The following is a 17749-nucleotide window of genomic DNA, read 5'->3' as shown; positions in this document are numbered from 1 at the left end:
TCCCTAATCTACGCGGCTCACGCAGCCCGCAAGGCTCGCGCGACACCTGCCCAGGTGGCGGAATTGGTAGACGCACTAGTTTCAGGTACTAGCGGGTAAAACCGTGGAGGTTCGAGTCCTCTCCTGGGCACCAATTGTAGACGAAGCCCGCCGCAAGGCGGGCTTCGTCGTTTCTGCATTCGCCTTTTCCCTCCGGGGGACAAATCGGCAGGATGGCCGATTTGCACGGCGGAGCCGCCCGGAGGGTGAGGCACATGGATGTGCCGAATGCGGGTGGCGCGCAGCGACGGATGAGGGTTCGGTTCTCAAGCTCATGTTTCGCCCGAACCCTCACCGCAGCCCCTCTCCCGCAGGGAGAGGGGCTCAAACCGCCGGCCCCTTCAATTCGACCATGTTGCCCTGCGGATCGTGGCAGTAGATCGACGGGCCTTCGCCGCGTGCGCCGTAGCGCGAACCCAGCTCGCCGATGCGCACGCCGTGCGCCTTGAGGTGGGCGAGGATCGCCACCTCGTCCCAGTCCTCCACGCGCAGGCAGAAGTGATCCATGTTGTGGCCTTCCCTGCCCGGTGCGGCACCGCCCGATCGACCGAGCTTGCCGTCCATGCTGACCAGGTCGATCAGCGAGACGCCGGCGCGCAGCTGCACCAGGCCGATCGCGTCCTGTCGTCGCTCCTCGCGGCAGCCCAGCACCTCGCAGTAGAAGTGCTGCATCGCTTCGAGGTCGATGGCGCGCAACACGACGTGATCGATTTCGCCGATGCGTATCATGGTGCTCCCATGGGCTGACGGATGAAGGGCCGAGCATAGCCCACGCCCGCCATCTCACCGCCCCGACGAGATCCCCATGCCCCGCCCTCGCGCCCACCTGCGCCGCGCCTTTGCCATCCTGCTCGCCGGCACGCTGGCCACTGCCTGTTCGACCCTGCCCGGCCGCGACGCGGCGCCGCTGTTCGAGCGCACCACGCTGGCGAAGTCGGGCGACAACGGCGTGCACACCTATCGCATCCCCGCGTTGGCGGTGGCGAAGGACGGCACCTTGCTGGCGAGCTACGACGCACGACTGGACTCGGCGCACGACCTGCCCGGCAACATCGACATCCTGCTTCGTCGCAGCCGCGACCAGGGCCGCACCTGGAGCGCGCCGCAGACCGTGGTGCGCCACGCCCACGGCTCCGGCGCGGGCGACAGCAGCCTGCTGGTGGATCGCGATACCGGCCGCGTGTTCCTGTTCCATGCCTGGGCGCCGCCCGGCGTGGGTTTCTGGAACGCGCAGGCCGGCAATGCCCCGGACAGTCGTATCCAGCATCCGCGCTACATCTGGTCGGACGACAACGGGCTCACCTGGCAGGGGCCGCGCGACCTGCTCGCGGCGATCAAGCGCCCCGACTGGAAGGGCATGTTCGCCACCTCAGGTCACGGTATCCAGTTGCTCGATGACCGCGTCGCGCGCGGACGATTGATCCAGCCGTATGTGTTCCGCGGCCCCGACAACCTGATCCACGCCGTCAACGCGTACAGCGACGACCACGGCACCCGCTGGCGCATCGGCGAACCGCTCGGCGGCCGGCTGGACGAGAACAAGGCGGTGGAACTGGCCGACGGCACCGTGATGCAGAACAGCCGCTCCTCCGATCCGAAGGTGCATGCCCGCGTGGTGGCGCGGTCGCGCGACGGCGGCGTCCGGTTCGGCCCCGCGGAGCCCGACCCGCAGCTGCCCGACCCGCACAACAACGCCGACATCATCCGCGTGGCGCCGCTGGCCGACACCGGCCGGCCCGAGGCGCACTGGCTGCTGTTCAGCAACACCGCCGACCCGGACGAACGCCGCCGGCTGACCATCCGCCTGTCCTGCGACGACGGCCGCCACTGGAACGCCGGCCGCGTGCTCGATCCCGGCGACGCGATGTACTCGGCGATGGCGCGCCTGCCCGACGGCACGTTCGGCATCTTCTGGGAGGCCGGCGACGGCAACCTGGATTTCGCCCGCTTCAACCTGGCTTGGCTGGGCGCCTCCTGCCCTACCTGAACCGCGTGCGCGAACCGGCCTGCACGGCCTGCCGTGCCTGTATAATCGCCGGCTGAAAACGCATGGTGGGAGAAGCGGCGCCTCCGCAGGGAACGCGCCGCTGCCGAAGGCGCAACGCCCGTAATCGCTCAGGCCCCATACCATCCTGCGTGAAGCACTCTGGAGAGAGCGGTTGAATCCGCCGCCGAAGGGGCACGAGGCGCAAGCCTCCAAACTCTCAGGCAAAAGGACAGAGGGGCGCCCCGCGTGCGGCTCGCACGTTGATTTCGGACGCCCCTGCCATGAGCCAGAACACTCCCTCCCTGCGCGAGCTGGAACACCACGACGCCTTCATCGCGCGCCACATCGGCCCCAACGACGCCGAGATCGCGCACATGCTGCACACCGTCGGCCACGACTCGCTGGAGGCCATGACCGACGCGATCGTGCCCGCGAAGATCAAGTCCGCCGCGGCTTTGGCGCTGCCTGCCGCGATGAGCGAAGTGGATGCGCTGGCGAAGATCCGCGCCATCGCCGGCAAGAACAAGGTGTTCAGGAGCTTCATCGGCCAGGGCTATTACGGCACCCACACGCCGAACGTCATCCTGCGCAACATTCTCGAGAACCCGGCCTGGTACACGGCTTACACGCCGTACCAGGCGGAGATCTCGCAGGGCCGCATGGAAGCCCTCATCAATTTCCAGACCATGTGCGCCGACCTCACCGGCATGGAGATCGCGAACGCCTCGCTGCTGGACGAGGCCACCGCGGCGGCCGAGGCGATGACGCTGGCCAAGCGTTCGGCCAAGGCCAAGGGCAACACCATCGTGGTGTCCGGCGACGCGCACCCGCAGACCATCGAGGTGATGCGCACGCGCGCCGAACCGCTGGGCCTGACGGTCAAGCTGGCCAACTCCGCCGAGGAGTGGGACGCCGCGATCGCCGCGGACGACTATTTCGCGGCGCTGATCCAGTACCCGGCCAGCAGCGGCTGGCTGCTGGACTGGAGCGACGACGTCGCGAAGATCCACGCCAAGGGTGCGCTGGCCATCTTCGCCAGCGACCTGTTGGCGCTGACCCTGCTCAAGTCGCCGGGCGAGATGGGAGCGGACATCGTGATCGGCAACACGCAGCGCTTCGGCGTGCCGTTCGGCTTCGGCGGCCCGCACGCCGCGTTCATGGCCTGCCGCGACGCCTACAAGCGCTCGATGCCGGGCCGCCTGATCGGCGTCTCCATCGACGCCGAAGGCAACAAGGCCTACCGCCTCACCTTGCAGACGCGCGAGCAGCACATCCGCCGCGAGAAGGCCACCAGCAACATCTGCACCGCGCAGGTGCTGCTGGCCGTGATGGCCTCGATGTACGCCGTCTACCACGGCCCGGAAGGCCTGGTGCGCATCGCCTCGCGCGTGGCGCGCCTCACCGCGATCCTCAAGGCCGGCCTGCAGCAGCTCGGCTTCACCGTCACCCACCACGACACCGCGTTCGACACGATCAGCCTGAAGACCGGCGAGCGCACCGACGCCATCGCGGCGCGTGCGGTGACGCTGGGCGCCAACCTGCGCAAGGCCTGGGGCGAGTACCTGTGCATCTCGCTGGACGAGACCACCACGCGCGCCGACATCGAACTGCTGTGGCGTATATTCGGCGGCGACGACGCCAAGCTGCCGAGCATCGACGCGCTGGACACCAGCGCGCCGTCGCTGATCCCGCAGGCGCTGCGGCGCACCTCGGCCTTCCTCACGCACCCGGTGTTCAACACCCACCACAGCGAGCATGAACTGCTGCGCTACCTGCGCGCGCTGGCCGACAAGGACCTGGCGATGGATCGCACGATGATCCCGCTGGGCTCGTGCACCATGAAGCTCAACGCCACCGCCGAGATGATCCCGGTGACCTGGCCGGAGTTCGCCAACATCCACCCGTTCGCGCCGGCCGCGCAGACGCAGGGCTACCAGGAGCTGATCGCCGGGCTGGAAGCGCAGCTGGTGGAGATCACCGGCTACGACGCGGTGAGCCTGCAGCCGAACTCCGGCGCGCAGGGCGAATACGCTGGCCTGCTGGCGATTCGCGCCTACCATCAGTCGCGCGACGAAGGTCATCGCGACATCTGCCTGATCCCCGAGTCCGCCCACGGCACCAACCCGGCTTCCGCGAACCTGTGCGGCATGAAGGTGGTGGTCACCAAGTGCGACGCGAACGGCAACGTGGACCTGGAAGACATCCGCGTGCAGGCCGAGAAGCATTCGGCGAACCTCGCCGCGATCATGCTCACCTACCCGTCCACCCACGGCGTGTTCGAGGAGGACGTGGTGGCGATCTGCGACATCGTCCACCAGCACGGCGGGCAGGTGTACACCGACGGCGCCAACATGAACGCGCTGGTGGGCGTGGCCAAGCCCGGCAAGTGGGGCTCGGACGTCTCCCACCTCAACCTGCACAAGACCTTCTGCATCCCGCACGGCGGCGGCGGCCCCGGCGTGGGCCCGTGCGCGGTGCGTTCGCACCTCGCGGAGTTTTTGCCGCGCGCGCTGGGCAACGACGGTGCGCGCACGCAGGGCACCGGCAACGGCGCGATGGTCAGCGCCGCCACGTTCGGCAGCGCGTCGATCCTGCCGATCTCGTGGATGTACATCACGCTGATGGGCACGTCGGGCCTGCGCAAGGCCACCCAGGTGGCGTTGCTCAACGCGAACTACATCGCCAAGCGCCTCGCCGCGCACTACCCCACCCTGTACACCGGTCGCAACGGCCTGGTGGCGCACGAGTGCATCCTCGACCTGCGCCCGCTCAAGGACGCCACCGGCATCAGCGCCGAGGACGTGGCCAAGCGCCTGATCGACTTCGGCTTCCATGCGCCCACGCTGAGCTTCCCGGTGGCCGGCACGCTGATGGTGGAACCCACCGAGAGCGAATCGCAGTACGAGCTGGACCGCTTCATCGACGCGATGATCCAGATCCGCGACGAGATCCGCGCGGTGGAGGAAGGCAAGCTCGACCGCGACGACAACCCGCTGCGCAACGCCCCGCACACTGCGTTCGCGGTGAGCGCCAGCGAGTGGACACACGCCTACCCCCGCGAGCTGGCTGCCTTCCCGCTGCCCTCGCTGAAGCTGCAGAAGTACTGGCCGCCGGTGGCACGTGTGGACAATGTGTACGGCGACAAGAACATCATGTGCGCCTGCATCCCGGTGGATGCGTACAAGGAAGAAGCCGAGGCCTGAGCGCTCTACTCCCCTCTCCCATTCATGGGAGAGGGGCCGGGGGAGAGGGCAGCTTTTCGCACGATGAGCATGCCCTCTCCCCAACCCCTCTCCCGCAAGCGGGAGAGGGGCTCTCGACACTGCAAGCCCCGCCATGCGCGGGGCTTTTTGTTGGCGCGGCATATTGAATTGCAGGCGGCTTCCCGCATGTACCTTGGTTGGATCAGCCTGATGCAAGACAGGATCGCGCCGGCCACCGCGTGCCAGAATGCAAACCCCGCCACGCCTGACGCCATCCATTCCCCGGGATCGAGAGGTATCGCCTTGAACGCTTCCACGCTCGCCGAACCCGGCCGCCGCACCGACGCCGCCACCACGCCGCTGCCGCGCAGCCCGAACCTTCACGAAACCGATCCCGCACGCATGCGCGCGGTGCTGCGCGAGTACTTCACCAGCACCTTCGACCGCTACGAATCGCTGTTCCAGACACTGGCCGTCGATGCGGCCTGGTACGAGCCGTCGATCACGCTGCGCCACCCGCTGATCTTCTACTACGGCCATACCGCGACGTTCTTCGTCAACAAGCTGCTGCTGACGCGGATGATCGGGGAGCGCGTCGACCCGTACCTGGAATCCGTGTTTGCGGTGGGCGTGGACGAGATGGGTTGGGACGACCTCAACGATGCGCACTACGAGTGGCCCAGCGTGGCCGAGGTGCAGGCCTACCGCGACAAGGTGCGCGCGCTGGTGCTGCGCCTGATCGCCGAGGCGCCGCTGGAGCTCCCCATCAGCTGGGACAACCCGTGGTGGGCGATCGTCATGGGCATCGAGCATGAGCGCATCCACCTGGAAACCTCCTCGGTGCTGGTCCGCCAGCACAAGCTGGCCTACGTGAAGCCGCACCCCGCATGGCAGCCATGCACGCAGACCGGCGTAGCACCGGACAACACGCTGGTGAAGGTTGCGGCCGGCAGCGTGGCGCTGGGTCGCGAGACCGGCAGCGCCGTCTACGGCTGGGACAACGAATACGGCCACCACGAAGCCGAAGTACCGGCCTTCGAGGCCAGCCGTCACCTGGTCAGCAACCAGGAATTCCTGGCCTTCGTCGAGGCCGGCGGTTACGCCCAGTCCGGGTATTGGGAAGAGGAAGGCAATGCCTGGCGTGAATTCGCCAAGGCCGCCCACCCCACGTTCTGGCGTCGCTCGGCCGAGGGCTGGCAACTGCGCCTGATGACCGGGGAAGTACCGATGCCATGGGACTGGCCGGTGGAAGTGAACTACCACGAGGCCAAGGCGTTCTGCCGCTGGAAATCGGCCCACAGCGGCCAGCCGGTGCGCCTGCCCACCGAGGACGAGTGGTACCGCCTGTACGCCGAGAGCCGCCACGGTGCGCCGCACGGTGAAACGCCGGACGCCAACCTCAACCTCGCGCACTGGGCCTCGTCATGCCCGGTGAACCATTTCGCGCAAGGCGAGTTCTTCGATGTCGCCGGCAACGCCTGGCAGTGGACGGAAACCCCGACCTATCCGTTCGAAGGGTTTGCGGTGCACCCGATCTACGACGACTTCACCACGCCCTGCTTCGACGGTCGCCACAACCTGATGAAAGGCGGCTCGTGGATCGCCACCGGCAACGAGGCCGAACCCGCCTCGCGCTACGCCTTCCGCCGCCACTTCTTCCAGCACGCCGGTTTCCGCTACGTGGTGTCCAAGCACCTCAAGCCGGCCCCGGCCTCGCACTACGAGACCGACAAGCTGCTCAGCGAATACGCCGAGTTCCATTACGGCGACAGCTATTTCGACGTGCCGAACTTCTCGCAGGCGCTGGCGGAACTGGCGATCGACGCGATCGGCGACGCGCCGAAGCGCACGGCGCTGGACCTGGGCTGCGCCTCCGGCCGCGCCAGCTTCGAACTGGCGCGCCACTTCGGCCGCGTCACCGGCGTGGACTTCTCCGCACGCTTCATCGGGCAGGGCGTGGCGCTGGCACGTGGCGACAGCTTGCGTTACCTGCTGGCCGACGAAGGCGAGCTGGTCGAATACAAGTCGCGCAACCTCGCCGAACTGGGCCTCGCGGATACCGCCGCGAAGGTGGAGTTCTTCCAGGGCGATGCCTGCAACCTCAAGCCGCAATTCACCGGCTACGACTTCATCCTCGCCGCGAACCTGATCGACCGTCTCTACAACCCGGCGCAGTTCCTCGAAGCGATCCACGAACGCCTGAACACCGGCGGCGTCCTGATGATCACCTCGCCCTACACCTGGCTGGTCGAGCACACGCCGCGCGCGGACTGGCTGGGCGGCTTCAAGAAGGACGGCGAGAGCTACACCACGCTGGACGGCCTCGACGCGATCCTCGGCGCGCACTTCGAGCGGCTGGGCGAACCGCGCGCCGTGCCGTTCGTGATACGCGAGACGCGCCGCAAGTTCCAGCACACCTTGTCCGAGGTCACGCTGTGGCGGCGGCGGGCGTGAGTCGAACGGGCCGCCGCCCTGCTCCCCTCTCCCCCCGGGAGAGGGGCCGGGGGAGAGGGTTCGGGCTCGCCACAGCCCACCGCTCCGCACCAGCCGGTCTACCTGCCGCCAGGCAGGTTGCGCGTGGCCGCCCATGAGCTTCGACTTCGACCAGCCCATCGACCGCCGCGGCAGCCACGCGACGAAGCTCGACGGCCGTGTGCGGAAGTTCGGCTCGGCCGATGTCATGCCGCTGTGGATCGCCGACATGGATTTCGCCGCGCCGCCGTGCGTGGTCGAAGCGCTGCAGGAACGCGCGCGACATCCCATCTACGGCTACACGCAATACCCGGCCAGCCTGTCCGATGCGCTGATCGGCTGGTGCGCGCGGCGCCATCGCCGGGCGCTGGCACGCGAGGCCACCCTGCCGGTCAACGGCGTGCTGGCCTCGCTCTCCGCCGCGCTGCAGGCGGTGACGGCACCCGGCGACGCGGTGATCGTGCAGCCGCCGGTCTACGGCGGCTTCTTCCACGCCACCAGCGCCAGCGGCCGCAAGCTGGTGTTCAACCCGCTGCGCGAAAGCGACGGTCGCTACACGATGGATCTCGCGCAGCTGGAGCAATGTGCGAAGGACGGCGCCCGCGCCCTGCTGCTGTGCAATCCGCACAACCCGGTGGGCCGTGTGTGGAGCGAAGGCGAGCTGACCGAACTGCTGCAGCTCGCGCGCCGCCACGAACTCGCCATCATCAGCGACGAAGTGCACGGCGACCTCGCCCTGCCCGGCGCGCGCCACATCCCGCTGGCCACGCTCGCCCGCGCGGACGACCGCATCATTTCGATAGTCTCGCCGAGCAAGAGCTTCAACCTGCAGAGCCTGGCACTGTCCGTGCTGGTGGCATCGCGGCCGGAGCTGCATGCCGCGGTGGCGCGCAAGGTCGACGACCTGCATCTCGACGGCGCCAATCCATTCGCGATCGCCGCGGCGGAAGCCGCATGGTCTAGCGGCGACGCATGGCTGGGCGCCCTGCTCGGCTACCTAGCCGGCACGCGCGACTTCGTTGCCGAAAACCTGCGTGCGCGACTGCCCGCGCTGCGCATGCAGCCGGCCGAGGCGGGCTACCTGCTGTGGCTGGACTGTCGCGCGCTGGGCATGGATGACGCCGCGCTGCGCGATTTCTTCGTGCAGCGCTGCAAGCTGGGCCTGAACCCCGGCAGCGACTTCGGCCCCGGCGGCAGCGGCTTCATGCGCATGAACATCGGCACGCCTCGGCAGAATATCGAGGCGGCGCTGGATGCCATTGAGGCGGCGCTGGGCTGATGTTATTCGCCAAAACCAACGATGGCTTTGACCCTCAGCAGTCGCTCGGAAGTGCACTCTGACCCGGGTTTCCGGATTTCCAGCCCGCGATGGAAGGTCGGCTTCAAGCGGTCTGCGGTAGGTAACTGGGCCGGGCCGCTGTCATTCCCTGCTTCACTTGCACGGTGACCTCATCCGCCAGCACCTCATCCAAGCCCGATTCGAGTCCGTCGAGCGCGCGTTTGACGATCTCCCCCGGACTGGATTTCGGGACATCGAATCCGTGCGTGAGATCCGTATCGACGTAGCCCATGTGCAGCGCCAACACTTGCGTTTTCTGTGCTGCCAGTTCGTTGCGTAAGGCGTTCGTGAGCGACCACGCGGCCGACTTGCTAGCCGAATAGGCGGCCAACTCGCCGCCATTCACCCACGAGGCGACCGACAGCACATTGAGCAAGGCACCGCCGCCGTTGGCCTTGAGGATCGGTGCAAACGCCTTGCTCATGCGCAACACAGCGAAGAAGTTCGTCTCGAAGAGCCGTCGTGCAACGTTCTCGCTGTCCGGCAGAAGAAAGCCACCGGGTTGGGCAATGCCGGCGTTGTTGATCACCAGCGTCACATCCGATGCCAACGCGGCAGTCGCCGTCACATCGTCCGGATGATTGACGTCAAGACGCACTGCTTGAACACCGGCTTGCGTGATGGTCGCCGTGTCGCGCGCACCGGCGTAGACCTTGCGGGCACCGCGGGCGAGCAGCTCGCGGGCGAATGCCAGTCCGATGCCGCGATTGGCGCCAGTGACAAGGGCAACAGCGTTCTCAACTTTCATGGGAGACTCCGGGAATGAGGGGAGCCAAGCTCATTTGAGCTTGACGACGACCTTGCCCTTCGCGCGGCCCTTCTCGACATAGGCGATGGCTTCGTTGGTCGATTCGAATGGAAAGATCTTGTCCACCACCGGGCGTATCGCACCGGCGTCGATGAGCGATGTGATCTGATGCAGCTGACTCCCGCTGGCTTTCATGAAAAGGAAGGCGTAGTCGACCCCGAGGGCATTGGCTTTTCGCCGGGTCCCGGAGCTCAACAGGCGCAGGATCAGTTTCACGAAGCCGGGTGCGCCAATGTCTTTTGCGAAACCGGGATCGGGTGGGCCGGAGATGGAAATGAGCTGGCCGCCAGGCTTCAGGATACGCAGGGATTTTTCCAGCGTCTTGCCATCCTGGCTGTTGAGCACCACGTCGTAGTCGCGCAGGATGGTTTCGAAGTTGTCCTTCTTGTAGTCGACGATGACGTCGGCGCCGAGGCGTTTCACCCAATCGACATTGGCCGTGCTGGTAGTCGTCGCCACGGTCGCACCCAGATGCTTCGCCAACTGGATCGCAAACGTGCCCACGCCACCGGAACCAGCCTGGATGAAGACTTTCTGACCCTTCTTCAGCTTCGCTTTTTCAACGAGGGCCTGCCAGGCGGTCAGGCCGACCAGCGGGATGGCGGCGGCTTCCTCCATGCTCAGGCTCTTTGGCTTGTGGGCCAGAGCACTTTCCTTGACTGCTATGGATTCGGCGAAGCTACCGATGTGGAAGTCCGGCGCGCGGGCATAGACCTCATCGCCGACCTTGAACCGCCGCGCGCGTGACCCAACGCGAACCACCATACCCGCGAGGTCGTGGCCGAGCACGAGCGGCATGTGGTACGGCAGGATGAGCTTGAACTCGCCGCTCTTGATCTTGGAGTCCAGCAAGTTCACGCCAGCGGCGTGGATCTGCACCAGTACCTCGTCATCGCCCGGCATGGGCTCCGGCATGTCGCCTAGCCGCAGATTGGCATTTTTTGCGTAACGATCGAGCAGGAAGGCTTTCATGATGTCTGTTTCTCCGGTCTCGTTAACGTGAGAGCGGAATGGCGGCTGCGTCGCGCGGTGGCATCGTTGCCGACGTGTCGAGCCGTAGGTCTTTCCGAACGCCGGCATCCAACACGCTGGCTGGTGCAAACCGACGTAGCAAGCGCATGCGCTTGGCGAGTCCAGGGGCGTACCGAATTTCTGGGCTCGTTGCCATGGCTGCTTTCACCACGATTTCGGCCACCACTTCTGGGCCGTCTGCGCCCACGAGTACTTCTTTCACCCGCCGCTCCACACCCCCGCAAATGCCGCGATACACGTCGAGCGGTGCGTCTGGTTTCATCAGGTTCGCGTCGAACGGCGTGTTGATGTAGGCAGGCTCGACGACGGAGACATGAATGCCCAAGGTGCGCAGTTCATGGTCGAGCGCTTCCGAATAGCCTGCGACTGCGTGCTTGGTGGCGGAGTACAGCGCCATGTAGGGCATCGGCAGGAAGCCCAGCACGGAGCCGATATTGATGATGCGGCCGCTGTGCTGCTGACGCATGTGCGGAAGCACGGCGCGCGTCATGCGGACGATGCCGAAGAAGTTGGTATCGAAAATGGCGCGGGCTTGGTCGAGCGAACTCTCCTCCGCCGCGGCGGGCGCGACGCCGAAGCCGGCGTTGTTCACGAGCAGGTCGATGCGGCCTTCGTAATGGATCAACGCGTTGACGGCTGCTTCGACCGAGGCGTCGCTAGTCACATCGAGCGCCAGCATCTCGAACCCGCGCTGACCTGATTGCGCACCGCGCCGGCTGGTGCCGTAGACCTTGTAGCCGGCCTTGGCGAGTTGCCCGGCGGTCGCTTCGCCGATGCCTGACGATGCGCCCGTGACGAGCGCAATGGGTTGCCTGGATTTCATGGGGATACCTGCCTGTGAGTCTTCATGGTATGGGTGGCGGCGATGGCACGGCGCTGCTTGCCGAAACGGATTGGTGCCGCCAGTTGTGTTGTACAAATATGATAGTCATCATATTCGTTTGCAAATGAAAATTCGCCACCACGATCAGGTGTCGGCAGTAGACAAATACTTCAACGCGGCTTTTCGTAGCGCATCGGACAGTTTCGGTTCGTCGACCGCTCGTGCCAGGAGCAGGGCACCGACCATGGTGGCCACCGTGACGAGTGCACGCTCATGCGCACCGGGCTGCCCCCAGTCAGGTGACTGACGGGCGACGACATCGATCATCTCCTTGATGCGCCGCGTGGCTGCGCGACGTACTTCGGGCGCTTGACGCGGCATCTCCGAACCGAGCGCAACGACCGGACAGCCCAGTTCCGCGCTCTCCAGGTGCTCCTTGGACAGATAGGCCTGCACCAGCGACTGCAAAGCGTGTTCAGGCGGTGCCAATGCAGCGACACGGGACGACGCGGTAACGGCATCAGCACCGGCGCGGTCAGCCGCCTCGGCAAGCATCGCTTCGCGCGAAGGAAAGTGCGCATAGAAACCGCCGTGGGTAAGGCCAGCCTCCTTCATGATGTCGGCGACACTGGTGCCATCGTAGCCCGTACGCCGAATTGCTCGCGCAGCAACCTCCACGATACGTTCGTGCGTGACCTCTTTGGATTTGCCAGCGATCTTCCTCATATGATGTACATCATACACAAATTAATCTGAAGCTGCAAGGTGGCATGCTTGTACACGCCACCCGTTCCAACGATTCAAGCCTCGAAGGACAGCATTGGGGCGACAGGGTAGAAGTGGCGACTGTCTCAAATGGCCGAAAGCGAACACGCAAATTCTTCAGCGTCCGATGGCTGATCGACACCAGCGCGGTGGCAAGCATTTTCAGACTGAGTCATCAACGACCGCTGGAAGTCCAGTCAGGCGATACCGGAATCTGTTACCCCAAGGAACAGAAAAAACAAGGCCCCGCATGCGGGGCCTTATCGTGTCGTCAGCAGCAGGAATCAACCGCCGTGCTTCGCCAGCCAAGCATCCACCGCCGGCAGGCGATCCTTGCGGATCATCTGGCGGTACTGGATGTTCGCGATGGCGGCTTGCGCGGGACGGCGCGAGGAGGCCGGCAGGCTCGCCTCGTAGGCCTTGATCTTCTCGATCATCGCCGGGTCGAACGAGCTGCCGCCCAGGCGCGGATAGAACTGGCTGCGCGAGGTGGAGTCGACCAGCTTGTCGACCTGGGCGCGGTGCGCCATCGCGAAGTTCCAGGCCAGTTCCGGGTGATGCCAGGACACGGCGCCGATCATGCCCGCGCCGTTGGTGGCGCCCGGCTCGTCGGTGAGCGCGAGATCCAGCGCGCGCTGGGCCAGTGCCTTGTCCTCGGCGATGGCGAGCAAGGCGTACAGGCGGTCCTTGATCATCGGCGACTTCTCGGCCTTGGCCTCGGCATGCAGCTTGTCCCAGGTGGCCGCGTCCGCATGCTGCGCCACGATGGCGTAGATGATCTTGCGCAGCGCCGGCGGCACGGCCTTGGGATCGGTGGCCTGCGCGGCGTAGCGGCGGCGCACCTCGCTGAGAAGATCCTTGTCGCCCAGTTCGGCCAGCGCGCTGATGAGCTGCGTGCGCAGCAAGGTGGTGGAGGTGCTCTCGTCCGGCTTCGGCGCCCAGCCCACGCGCGCGAACACCGGCTTGAGCTGTGCCACCGCGTACTTGCGGAAGCTGGCCTGCCGCGCCTTGTCGCCGCGGTAGTAGCTGTCCAGCGCAGTGAGGCTGCCGGCCACTTCGGACCAGATCTCGGGATTCGCGTTCGCCGGCGTGGCCTTGGCCATGTCGAGGAAATCCGACACCGGCTGCAGGCCCACCATGCCCTCCGCCCAGGCGTCGCTCATCAGGCCGAGCTGGTCGATCGGCGCGAGTTTGTCGAAGCCCTGCTTGAGCGCGGCGAGCTGGGCGGGCGCATACAGCGTGCGGTAGTAGCCGCTCTGCCCCGCGTTCACCAGCACCGGGCCGCAACCCTGCAGCTTGATAGTGGCGCTGCCGTCGACCAGGGTGCTGGTGGCGGGATGGCCCACGACCTCGGCGCTCACCGGCACATGCCAGCGCAACGGCTGCTTGTGCGGGCGATCCTTGGTGAACTCGCCCTGGGTGAGCTTCACCGTGGTCTCGCCGTTGCTGCACACGGCGGCGCCCACGTTGATCAGCGGCACGCCCGGCTGCAGGGTGAAGTCGTGCGCCACCTGGGTGATCGGCTTGCCGCCGGCCACGCCGTCCATCGCGTGCCACAGATCGTCGGACACCGCGTTGCCGTAGGCATGGGCCTTGAGGTAATCGTGCACGCCTTGGCGCCAGGCCTCGGGGCCGACGTAGGCCTCCAGCATGCGGATCACCGCCTCACCCTTGGAATAGGTGATGGTGTCGAAGGCCTGGCTGGCCTGCTCCACCGTGGCGATCTGCTGCACGATGGGATGGGTCGACGCCACCGCATCGGCGGACATCGCGCCCTCGCGCACGCGCACGGCGCCCAGTGCGGTGTTCCATTCCGGATGCTGTTTCTCGGTCTCGCGCGCCTCCATCCACGAGGCGAAGCCCTCGTTCAACCACAGGTTGTCCCACCAGCGCATGGTCACCAGGTCGCCGAACCACTGGTGCGCCATCTCGTGCGCCTCGGTGGAGAACACGTTCTGCTTGTCGCCCTGGGTGGAGTACGCCGGATCGAGCAGCATCGCGTACTCGAAGGTGAAGATCGCGCCCCAGTTCTCCATCGCCGAGAAGAACTGGCTGCTGCCCGGCGCGGCGATGTTGTCCAGCTTGGGCAGCGGGTACTTGATGCCGAAATACTCGTTGTAGTCGTGCAGGATCGCCTTGGCCGAATCCAGCGCGAACTTCGCCTGCGCGGCCTTGCCCTTCTGCATCACCACGCCGATCTCGGTGCCGTCGGACATGGTGGTGGCACGGTCGAAATCGCCCAGGCCGAAGAACAGCAGGTAGGTGGACATCTTCGGCGTGGTCTGGAACGTGACCTTCTCCAAGCCGTTGCCCGCCGCGGTCCTGCTGGCCACCGGCATGTTGCTCACCGCCATCTCGTCGGCGGGCACGGTGACGCTGAGGTCGAACGTGGCCTTGTAGTTCGGCTCGTCCCACGAGGGGATGAAGCGGCGCGCGTCGGAGTTCTCGAACTGGGTGAACAGCGCGCGCTTCTGGCCGGAAGTGCTGGGGTAATCGATCGCGAACAGGCCGTTGGCCTGGGTGCCGATCTTGCCGGTGTAGTCCATCGCAAGCTTGTAGCTGCCCGGCGCGATCGGCTGGGCGAAACTGAAGGTGGCGGTCTGCGTCTTCTCGTCCACGCTCACCTTGGCGGCTTCACCCTGCTTGCCCGAGGCCGGCGTCAGCTTCACCGAGGAGAACGTCATGCCCTCGGCGTTCAGCGTGATGCTGCGGGTGGGCTGCTCCACCTGGATATCCACGGTCACCTGGCCGTCGAAGCTCAGCTTGTCCGCATGCGGCGTGATGCCGACGGCGTAGTGCACGGGCCGAACGCCACGCGGCAGCTGGGTGGGGGCCAGCGACGACGCGGCCGCCGCCGGCTGCGCCGGTAACGCCAGCACGCTGCCGGCGGACACGGCGAGCGCCAGCGCGATCGCGGAAACCAGGGACTTGCGCATGAGAGCCTCTCCTGATGGTCATGCATGGGGTGCGGCGCCATGCGGCGCCGCACACGGAAACGGAAAAACGGGTGTCGCGCATCGTCGCGCCAGCGACGGCGGGCAGGAACAGCCGGAAGTCATGGCCGAGCCGGATGCGCCGCCGAGGCTTCACGTCGCGTTTTGCCCGCTTTGCGCCCGCCAGGCCAGTCTTCATCGCATGGCCGGCGAAAGCCGCCGGGGCGGCAGCTATGCTCGCCTCCATCGATCCAGCAGCGGGGGCATCACCGTGATCAAGGGCTTTTTCTTCGTGGCGAGGCTGGCCATCGCCTGGCTGCTGATGTTGGCCTTGGTGCTGACCCTGATCTTCAGCAGCGGCCCGTTCCATGGCATGGATCCGCTGCCGGAGATCATCGTCATCGTGGTGCTGGCGCTGGTGATCACCGGCGCGTTCTCGCACCTGCGCCGCGTGCGCCTGATCGCCGGGCACGTGAACCTGGACACGCTGGGCAACCGTCAGCGCCGGCAGATCGAGCTGCCGTTCGAGGCCGGCGAGGCGTTCGACATGCTGGACGCGGCGATCCGAGAACTGCCCCACACCGAGGAAATCGAAAGCGCCCGCGACAGCCTGCAGGTGCGCTCCAAGGTTCGCCGCCCGAATCCCTACGGCCGCGCCGTGCTCGGCTGGCTCAACCCGTTCAGCTGGCTGGGTAGCCGGCGCAACCAGATCTTCGCCACGGTGACGCCGGGCGACGGTATCGGCAGCGTCACCCTGGTATGCGAACCGGAAAGCGGTGCCTGGACCGACTGGTTCCGCGTGGACGACGGCACCAACCTGATCAACGCCGAGGCGATCTCCCGCGCCCTCGCCCGCCGCGTGGCCGAACGCCGCCGCCGCGAACAGCAGGCCGCCACCCAAGCCGCCACCGACAAGGAACTGGCGCAGGCCAGGCTCAACCTGCTGCACGCGCAGGTGGAACCGCACTTCCTCTACAACACGCTGGCCAGCGCGCAATACCTCACGCGCAGCGAACCGGCGCAGGCCGACCGCATGTTGGGCCATCTCATCCAGTACCTGCGCCACTCGTTGCCCAGCGCGGAGGAAACGCTGTCCACGCTCGGCGAGGAGCTGGAACGCGCCCGCGCCTATCTCGAAATCCTGAAGATCCGCATGGGTGCGCGGCTGGAGATGAGGATCGACGTGCCCGACGCGCTGCGCGCCATCACGTTGCCGCCGATGATGCTGCAAACCCTGGTGGAGAACGCGATCAAGCACGGCCTGGAACCCAAGCCCGGCGGCGGCACCGTGTGGATCCTCGCCCGCCTGGACGGCGACAGCGTGGCGATCACCGTGGCGGATGACGGCCAGGGCTTCGGCGCGGCCGGTGGCGGCACCGGCATCGGCCTGAAGAACGTGCGCGAACGCCTGCAACTCGTGTACGGTCCGCGCGCCTCGCTGGCGGTGGTCGCCAACGCGCCGGAAGGCGTGGCCGCCACGCTCACCGTGCCGACGCAACAGGTTGAACTGATCGCAACGGAATCGCGCCCATGAGCCGCGCCGTGATCGCCGAGGACGAACCGCTGCTGCGCGATGCGCTGCGCCGCCTGCTCCAGGCAACGTGGCCGGAACTGGACGTGATCGCCGATTGCGACAACGGCGCCGACGCGCTCGACGCCATCGCCACGCAGCAACCGGACGTGGCCTTCCTCGACATCCGCATGCCCGGCCTGAGCGGCCTGGAAGTGGCCGCCGCCGCAGCCGAGGCCAGCCCCGCCACGCAGGTGGTGTTCACCACCGCCTACGACCAGTACGCCATCGACGCCTTCGAGCGCGGCGCGATCGACTACCTGCTCAAGCCCATCGCCGTCGAGCGGCTGGCCGCCACCGTCGAACGGCTGAAGCGCCGCGCCACCGCCGGCCAGGCCGCGCGCGGCGACCTCGCCCTGTTGTTGCGCGAGCTGGCGCAAGGCACCGGGCGGACCGGCGACGCGCCGCCGCTCACCTGGATCACCGCCGGCACCGGCCGCGAGACGCGGCTGATCATGGTGGACGACGTCGCCTACTTCCGCGCCGACCACAAATACACCGTGGCGATGACCGCCGACGGCGAAGCACTGCTGCGCAAGCCGATCCGCGAGCTGCTGGAGCAGCTCGACCCGGCCGTGTTCAAGCAGATCCACCGTTCCACCATCGTCAACCTGAAAGCGATCGCCTCCATCGTCCGCGATGACAGCGGCAAGGGCACCGTGCGCCTCCGACAACGCCCCGAGACCCTCACCGTGAGCCAGCCCTTCATGGCGCTGTTCCGCAACATGTGACCCCGCCCGCGGCTCGCCATGCACGAGCCGCGCATGAACCCCACCAC

At 66.6% G+C, this 17749-nt stretch carries 12 protein-coding genes, 1 tRNA gene and 1 riboswitch; of the genes, 7 read left to right on the top strand and 6 right to left on the bottom strand.

Annotated elements, in window-relative coordinates; genetic code table 11:
- Nucleotides 1–48 precede the first annotated feature (48 nt).
- Nucleotides 49–133: transfer RNA gene (locus tag AB7878_RS16080), tRNA-Leu, on the top strand.
- Between the two features lie 230 nt (nucleotides 134–363).
- Here AB7878_RS16080 and AB7878_RS16075 read toward each other — a convergent pair.
- Nucleotides 364–768 carry a VOC family protein gene (locus AB7878_RS16075; protein ID WP_369495330.1) on the bottom strand — a complete coding sequence of 135 codons (405 nt, stop codon included), beginning with the start codon at nucleotides 766–768 and terminating at the stop codon, nucleotides 364–366.
- A 76-nt stretch (nucleotides 769–844) separates the two neighbouring features.
- Between AB7878_RS16075 and AB7878_RS16070 the strand changes: the two genes are divergently transcribed.
- The 4 genes from AB7878_RS16070 to AB7878_RS16055 all read left to right on the top strand — a co-directional run bounded on the left by AB7878_RS16070 (nucleotide 845) and on the right by AB7878_RS16055 (nucleotide 8980).
- On the top strand, nucleotides 845–2026 hold the full coding sequence (locus AB7878_RS16070) for a sialidase family protein (RefSeq protein WP_369495329.1): 1182 nt from the start codon (nucleotides 845–847) through the stop codon (nucleotides 2024–2026).
- Nucleotides 2027–2175: 149 nt separating this feature from the next.
- Nucleotides 2176–2269, top strand: a riboswitch (glycine riboswitch).
- A gap of 38 nt (nucleotides 2270–2307) precedes the next feature.
- Nucleotides 2308–5229 (top strand): aminomethyl-transferring glycine dehydrogenase, encoded by a 2922-nt coding sequence (gcvP, locus tag AB7878_RS16065; protein WP_369495328.1) that lies wholly within the window; start codon nucleotides 2308–2310, stop codon nucleotides 5227–5229.
- A 303-nt stretch (nucleotides 5230–5532) separates the two neighbouring features.
- Nucleotides 5533–7683 (top strand): 5-histidylcysteine sulfoxide synthase, encoded by a 2151-nt coding sequence (ovoA, locus tag AB7878_RS16060; RefSeq protein ID WP_369495327.1) that lies wholly within the window; start codon nucleotides 5533–5535, stop codon nucleotides 7681–7683.
- A 133-nt stretch (nucleotides 7684–7816) separates the two neighbouring features.
- Entirely contained in the window at nucleotides 7817–8980 is a 1164-nt protein-coding gene (locus tag AB7878_RS16055) for a MalY/PatB family protein (RefSeq protein WP_369495326.1), read from the top strand.
- Between the two features lie 103 nt (nucleotides 8981–9083).
- Here the strand turns inward: AB7878_RS16055 and AB7878_RS16050 are convergent, their stop codons facing one another.
- From AB7878_RS16050 to AB7878_RS16030, 5 genes are all read right to left on the bottom strand, one after another.
- Nucleotides 9084–9788 (bottom strand): SDR family oxidoreductase, encoded by a 705-nt coding sequence (locus AB7878_RS16050; RefSeq protein ID WP_369495325.1) that lies wholly within the window; start codon nucleotides 9786–9788, stop codon nucleotides 9084–9086.
- 30 nt (nucleotides 9789–9818) lie between these two features.
- On the bottom strand, nucleotides 9819–10820 hold the full coding sequence (locus AB7878_RS16045) for an NADP-dependent oxidoreductase (RefSeq protein WP_369495324.1): 1002 nt from the start codon (nucleotides 10818–10820) through the stop codon (nucleotides 9819–9821).
- 22 nt (nucleotides 10821–10842) lie between these two features.
- A complete protein-coding gene (locus tag AB7878_RS16040) occupies nucleotides 10843–11703 on the bottom strand; it encodes an oxidoreductase (RefSeq protein ID WP_369495323.1) in 861 nt (286 codons plus the stop codon).
- A 144-nt stretch (nucleotides 11704–11847) separates the two neighbouring features.
- The gene (locus AB7878_RS16035; protein WP_369495322.1) at nucleotides 11848–12429 is read right to left on the bottom strand and encodes a TetR/AcrR family transcriptional regulator; all 582 of its coding nucleotides are present in this window, start codon (nucleotides 12427–12429) and stop codon (nucleotides 11848–11850) included.
- A gap of 323 nt (nucleotides 12430–12752) precedes the next feature.
- On the bottom strand, nucleotides 12753–15404 hold the full coding sequence (locus AB7878_RS16030; RefSeq protein ID WP_369495321.1) for a M1 family metallopeptidase: 2652 nt from the start codon (nucleotides 15402–15404) through the stop codon (nucleotides 12753–12755).
- Between the two features lie 268 nt (nucleotides 15405–15672).
- Here AB7878_RS16030 and AB7878_RS16025 point away from each other — a divergent pair, with 268 nt between their 5' ends.
- Together AB7878_RS16025 and AB7878_RS16020 are read left to right on the top strand one after the other, a co-directional pair.
- Nucleotides 15673–16935 carry a sensor histidine kinase gene (locus tag AB7878_RS16025; protein ID WP_369495320.1) on the top strand — a complete coding sequence of 421 codons (1263 nt, stop codon included), beginning with the start codon at nucleotides 15673–15675 and terminating at the stop codon, nucleotides 16933–16935.
- Nucleotides 16932–17702 (top strand): LytR/AlgR family response regulator transcription factor, encoded by a 771-nt coding sequence (locus tag AB7878_RS16020; RefSeq protein WP_369495319.1) that lies wholly within the window; start codon nucleotides 16932–16934, stop codon nucleotides 17700–17702. Before AB7878_RS16025 ends, AB7878_RS16020 begins: the two co-directional genes overlap by 4 nt.
- Nucleotides 17703–17749: the final 47 nt, after the last annotated feature.

This window comes from Rhodanobacter humi (assembly GCF_041107455.1).
Lineage (GTDB): Bacteria > Pseudomonadota > Gammaproteobacteria > Xanthomonadales > Rhodanobacteraceae > Rhodanobacter_A.
Note: the sequence above shows the minus strand (reverse complement) of the source record. Positions and strands in the feature narration are given on the sequence as shown.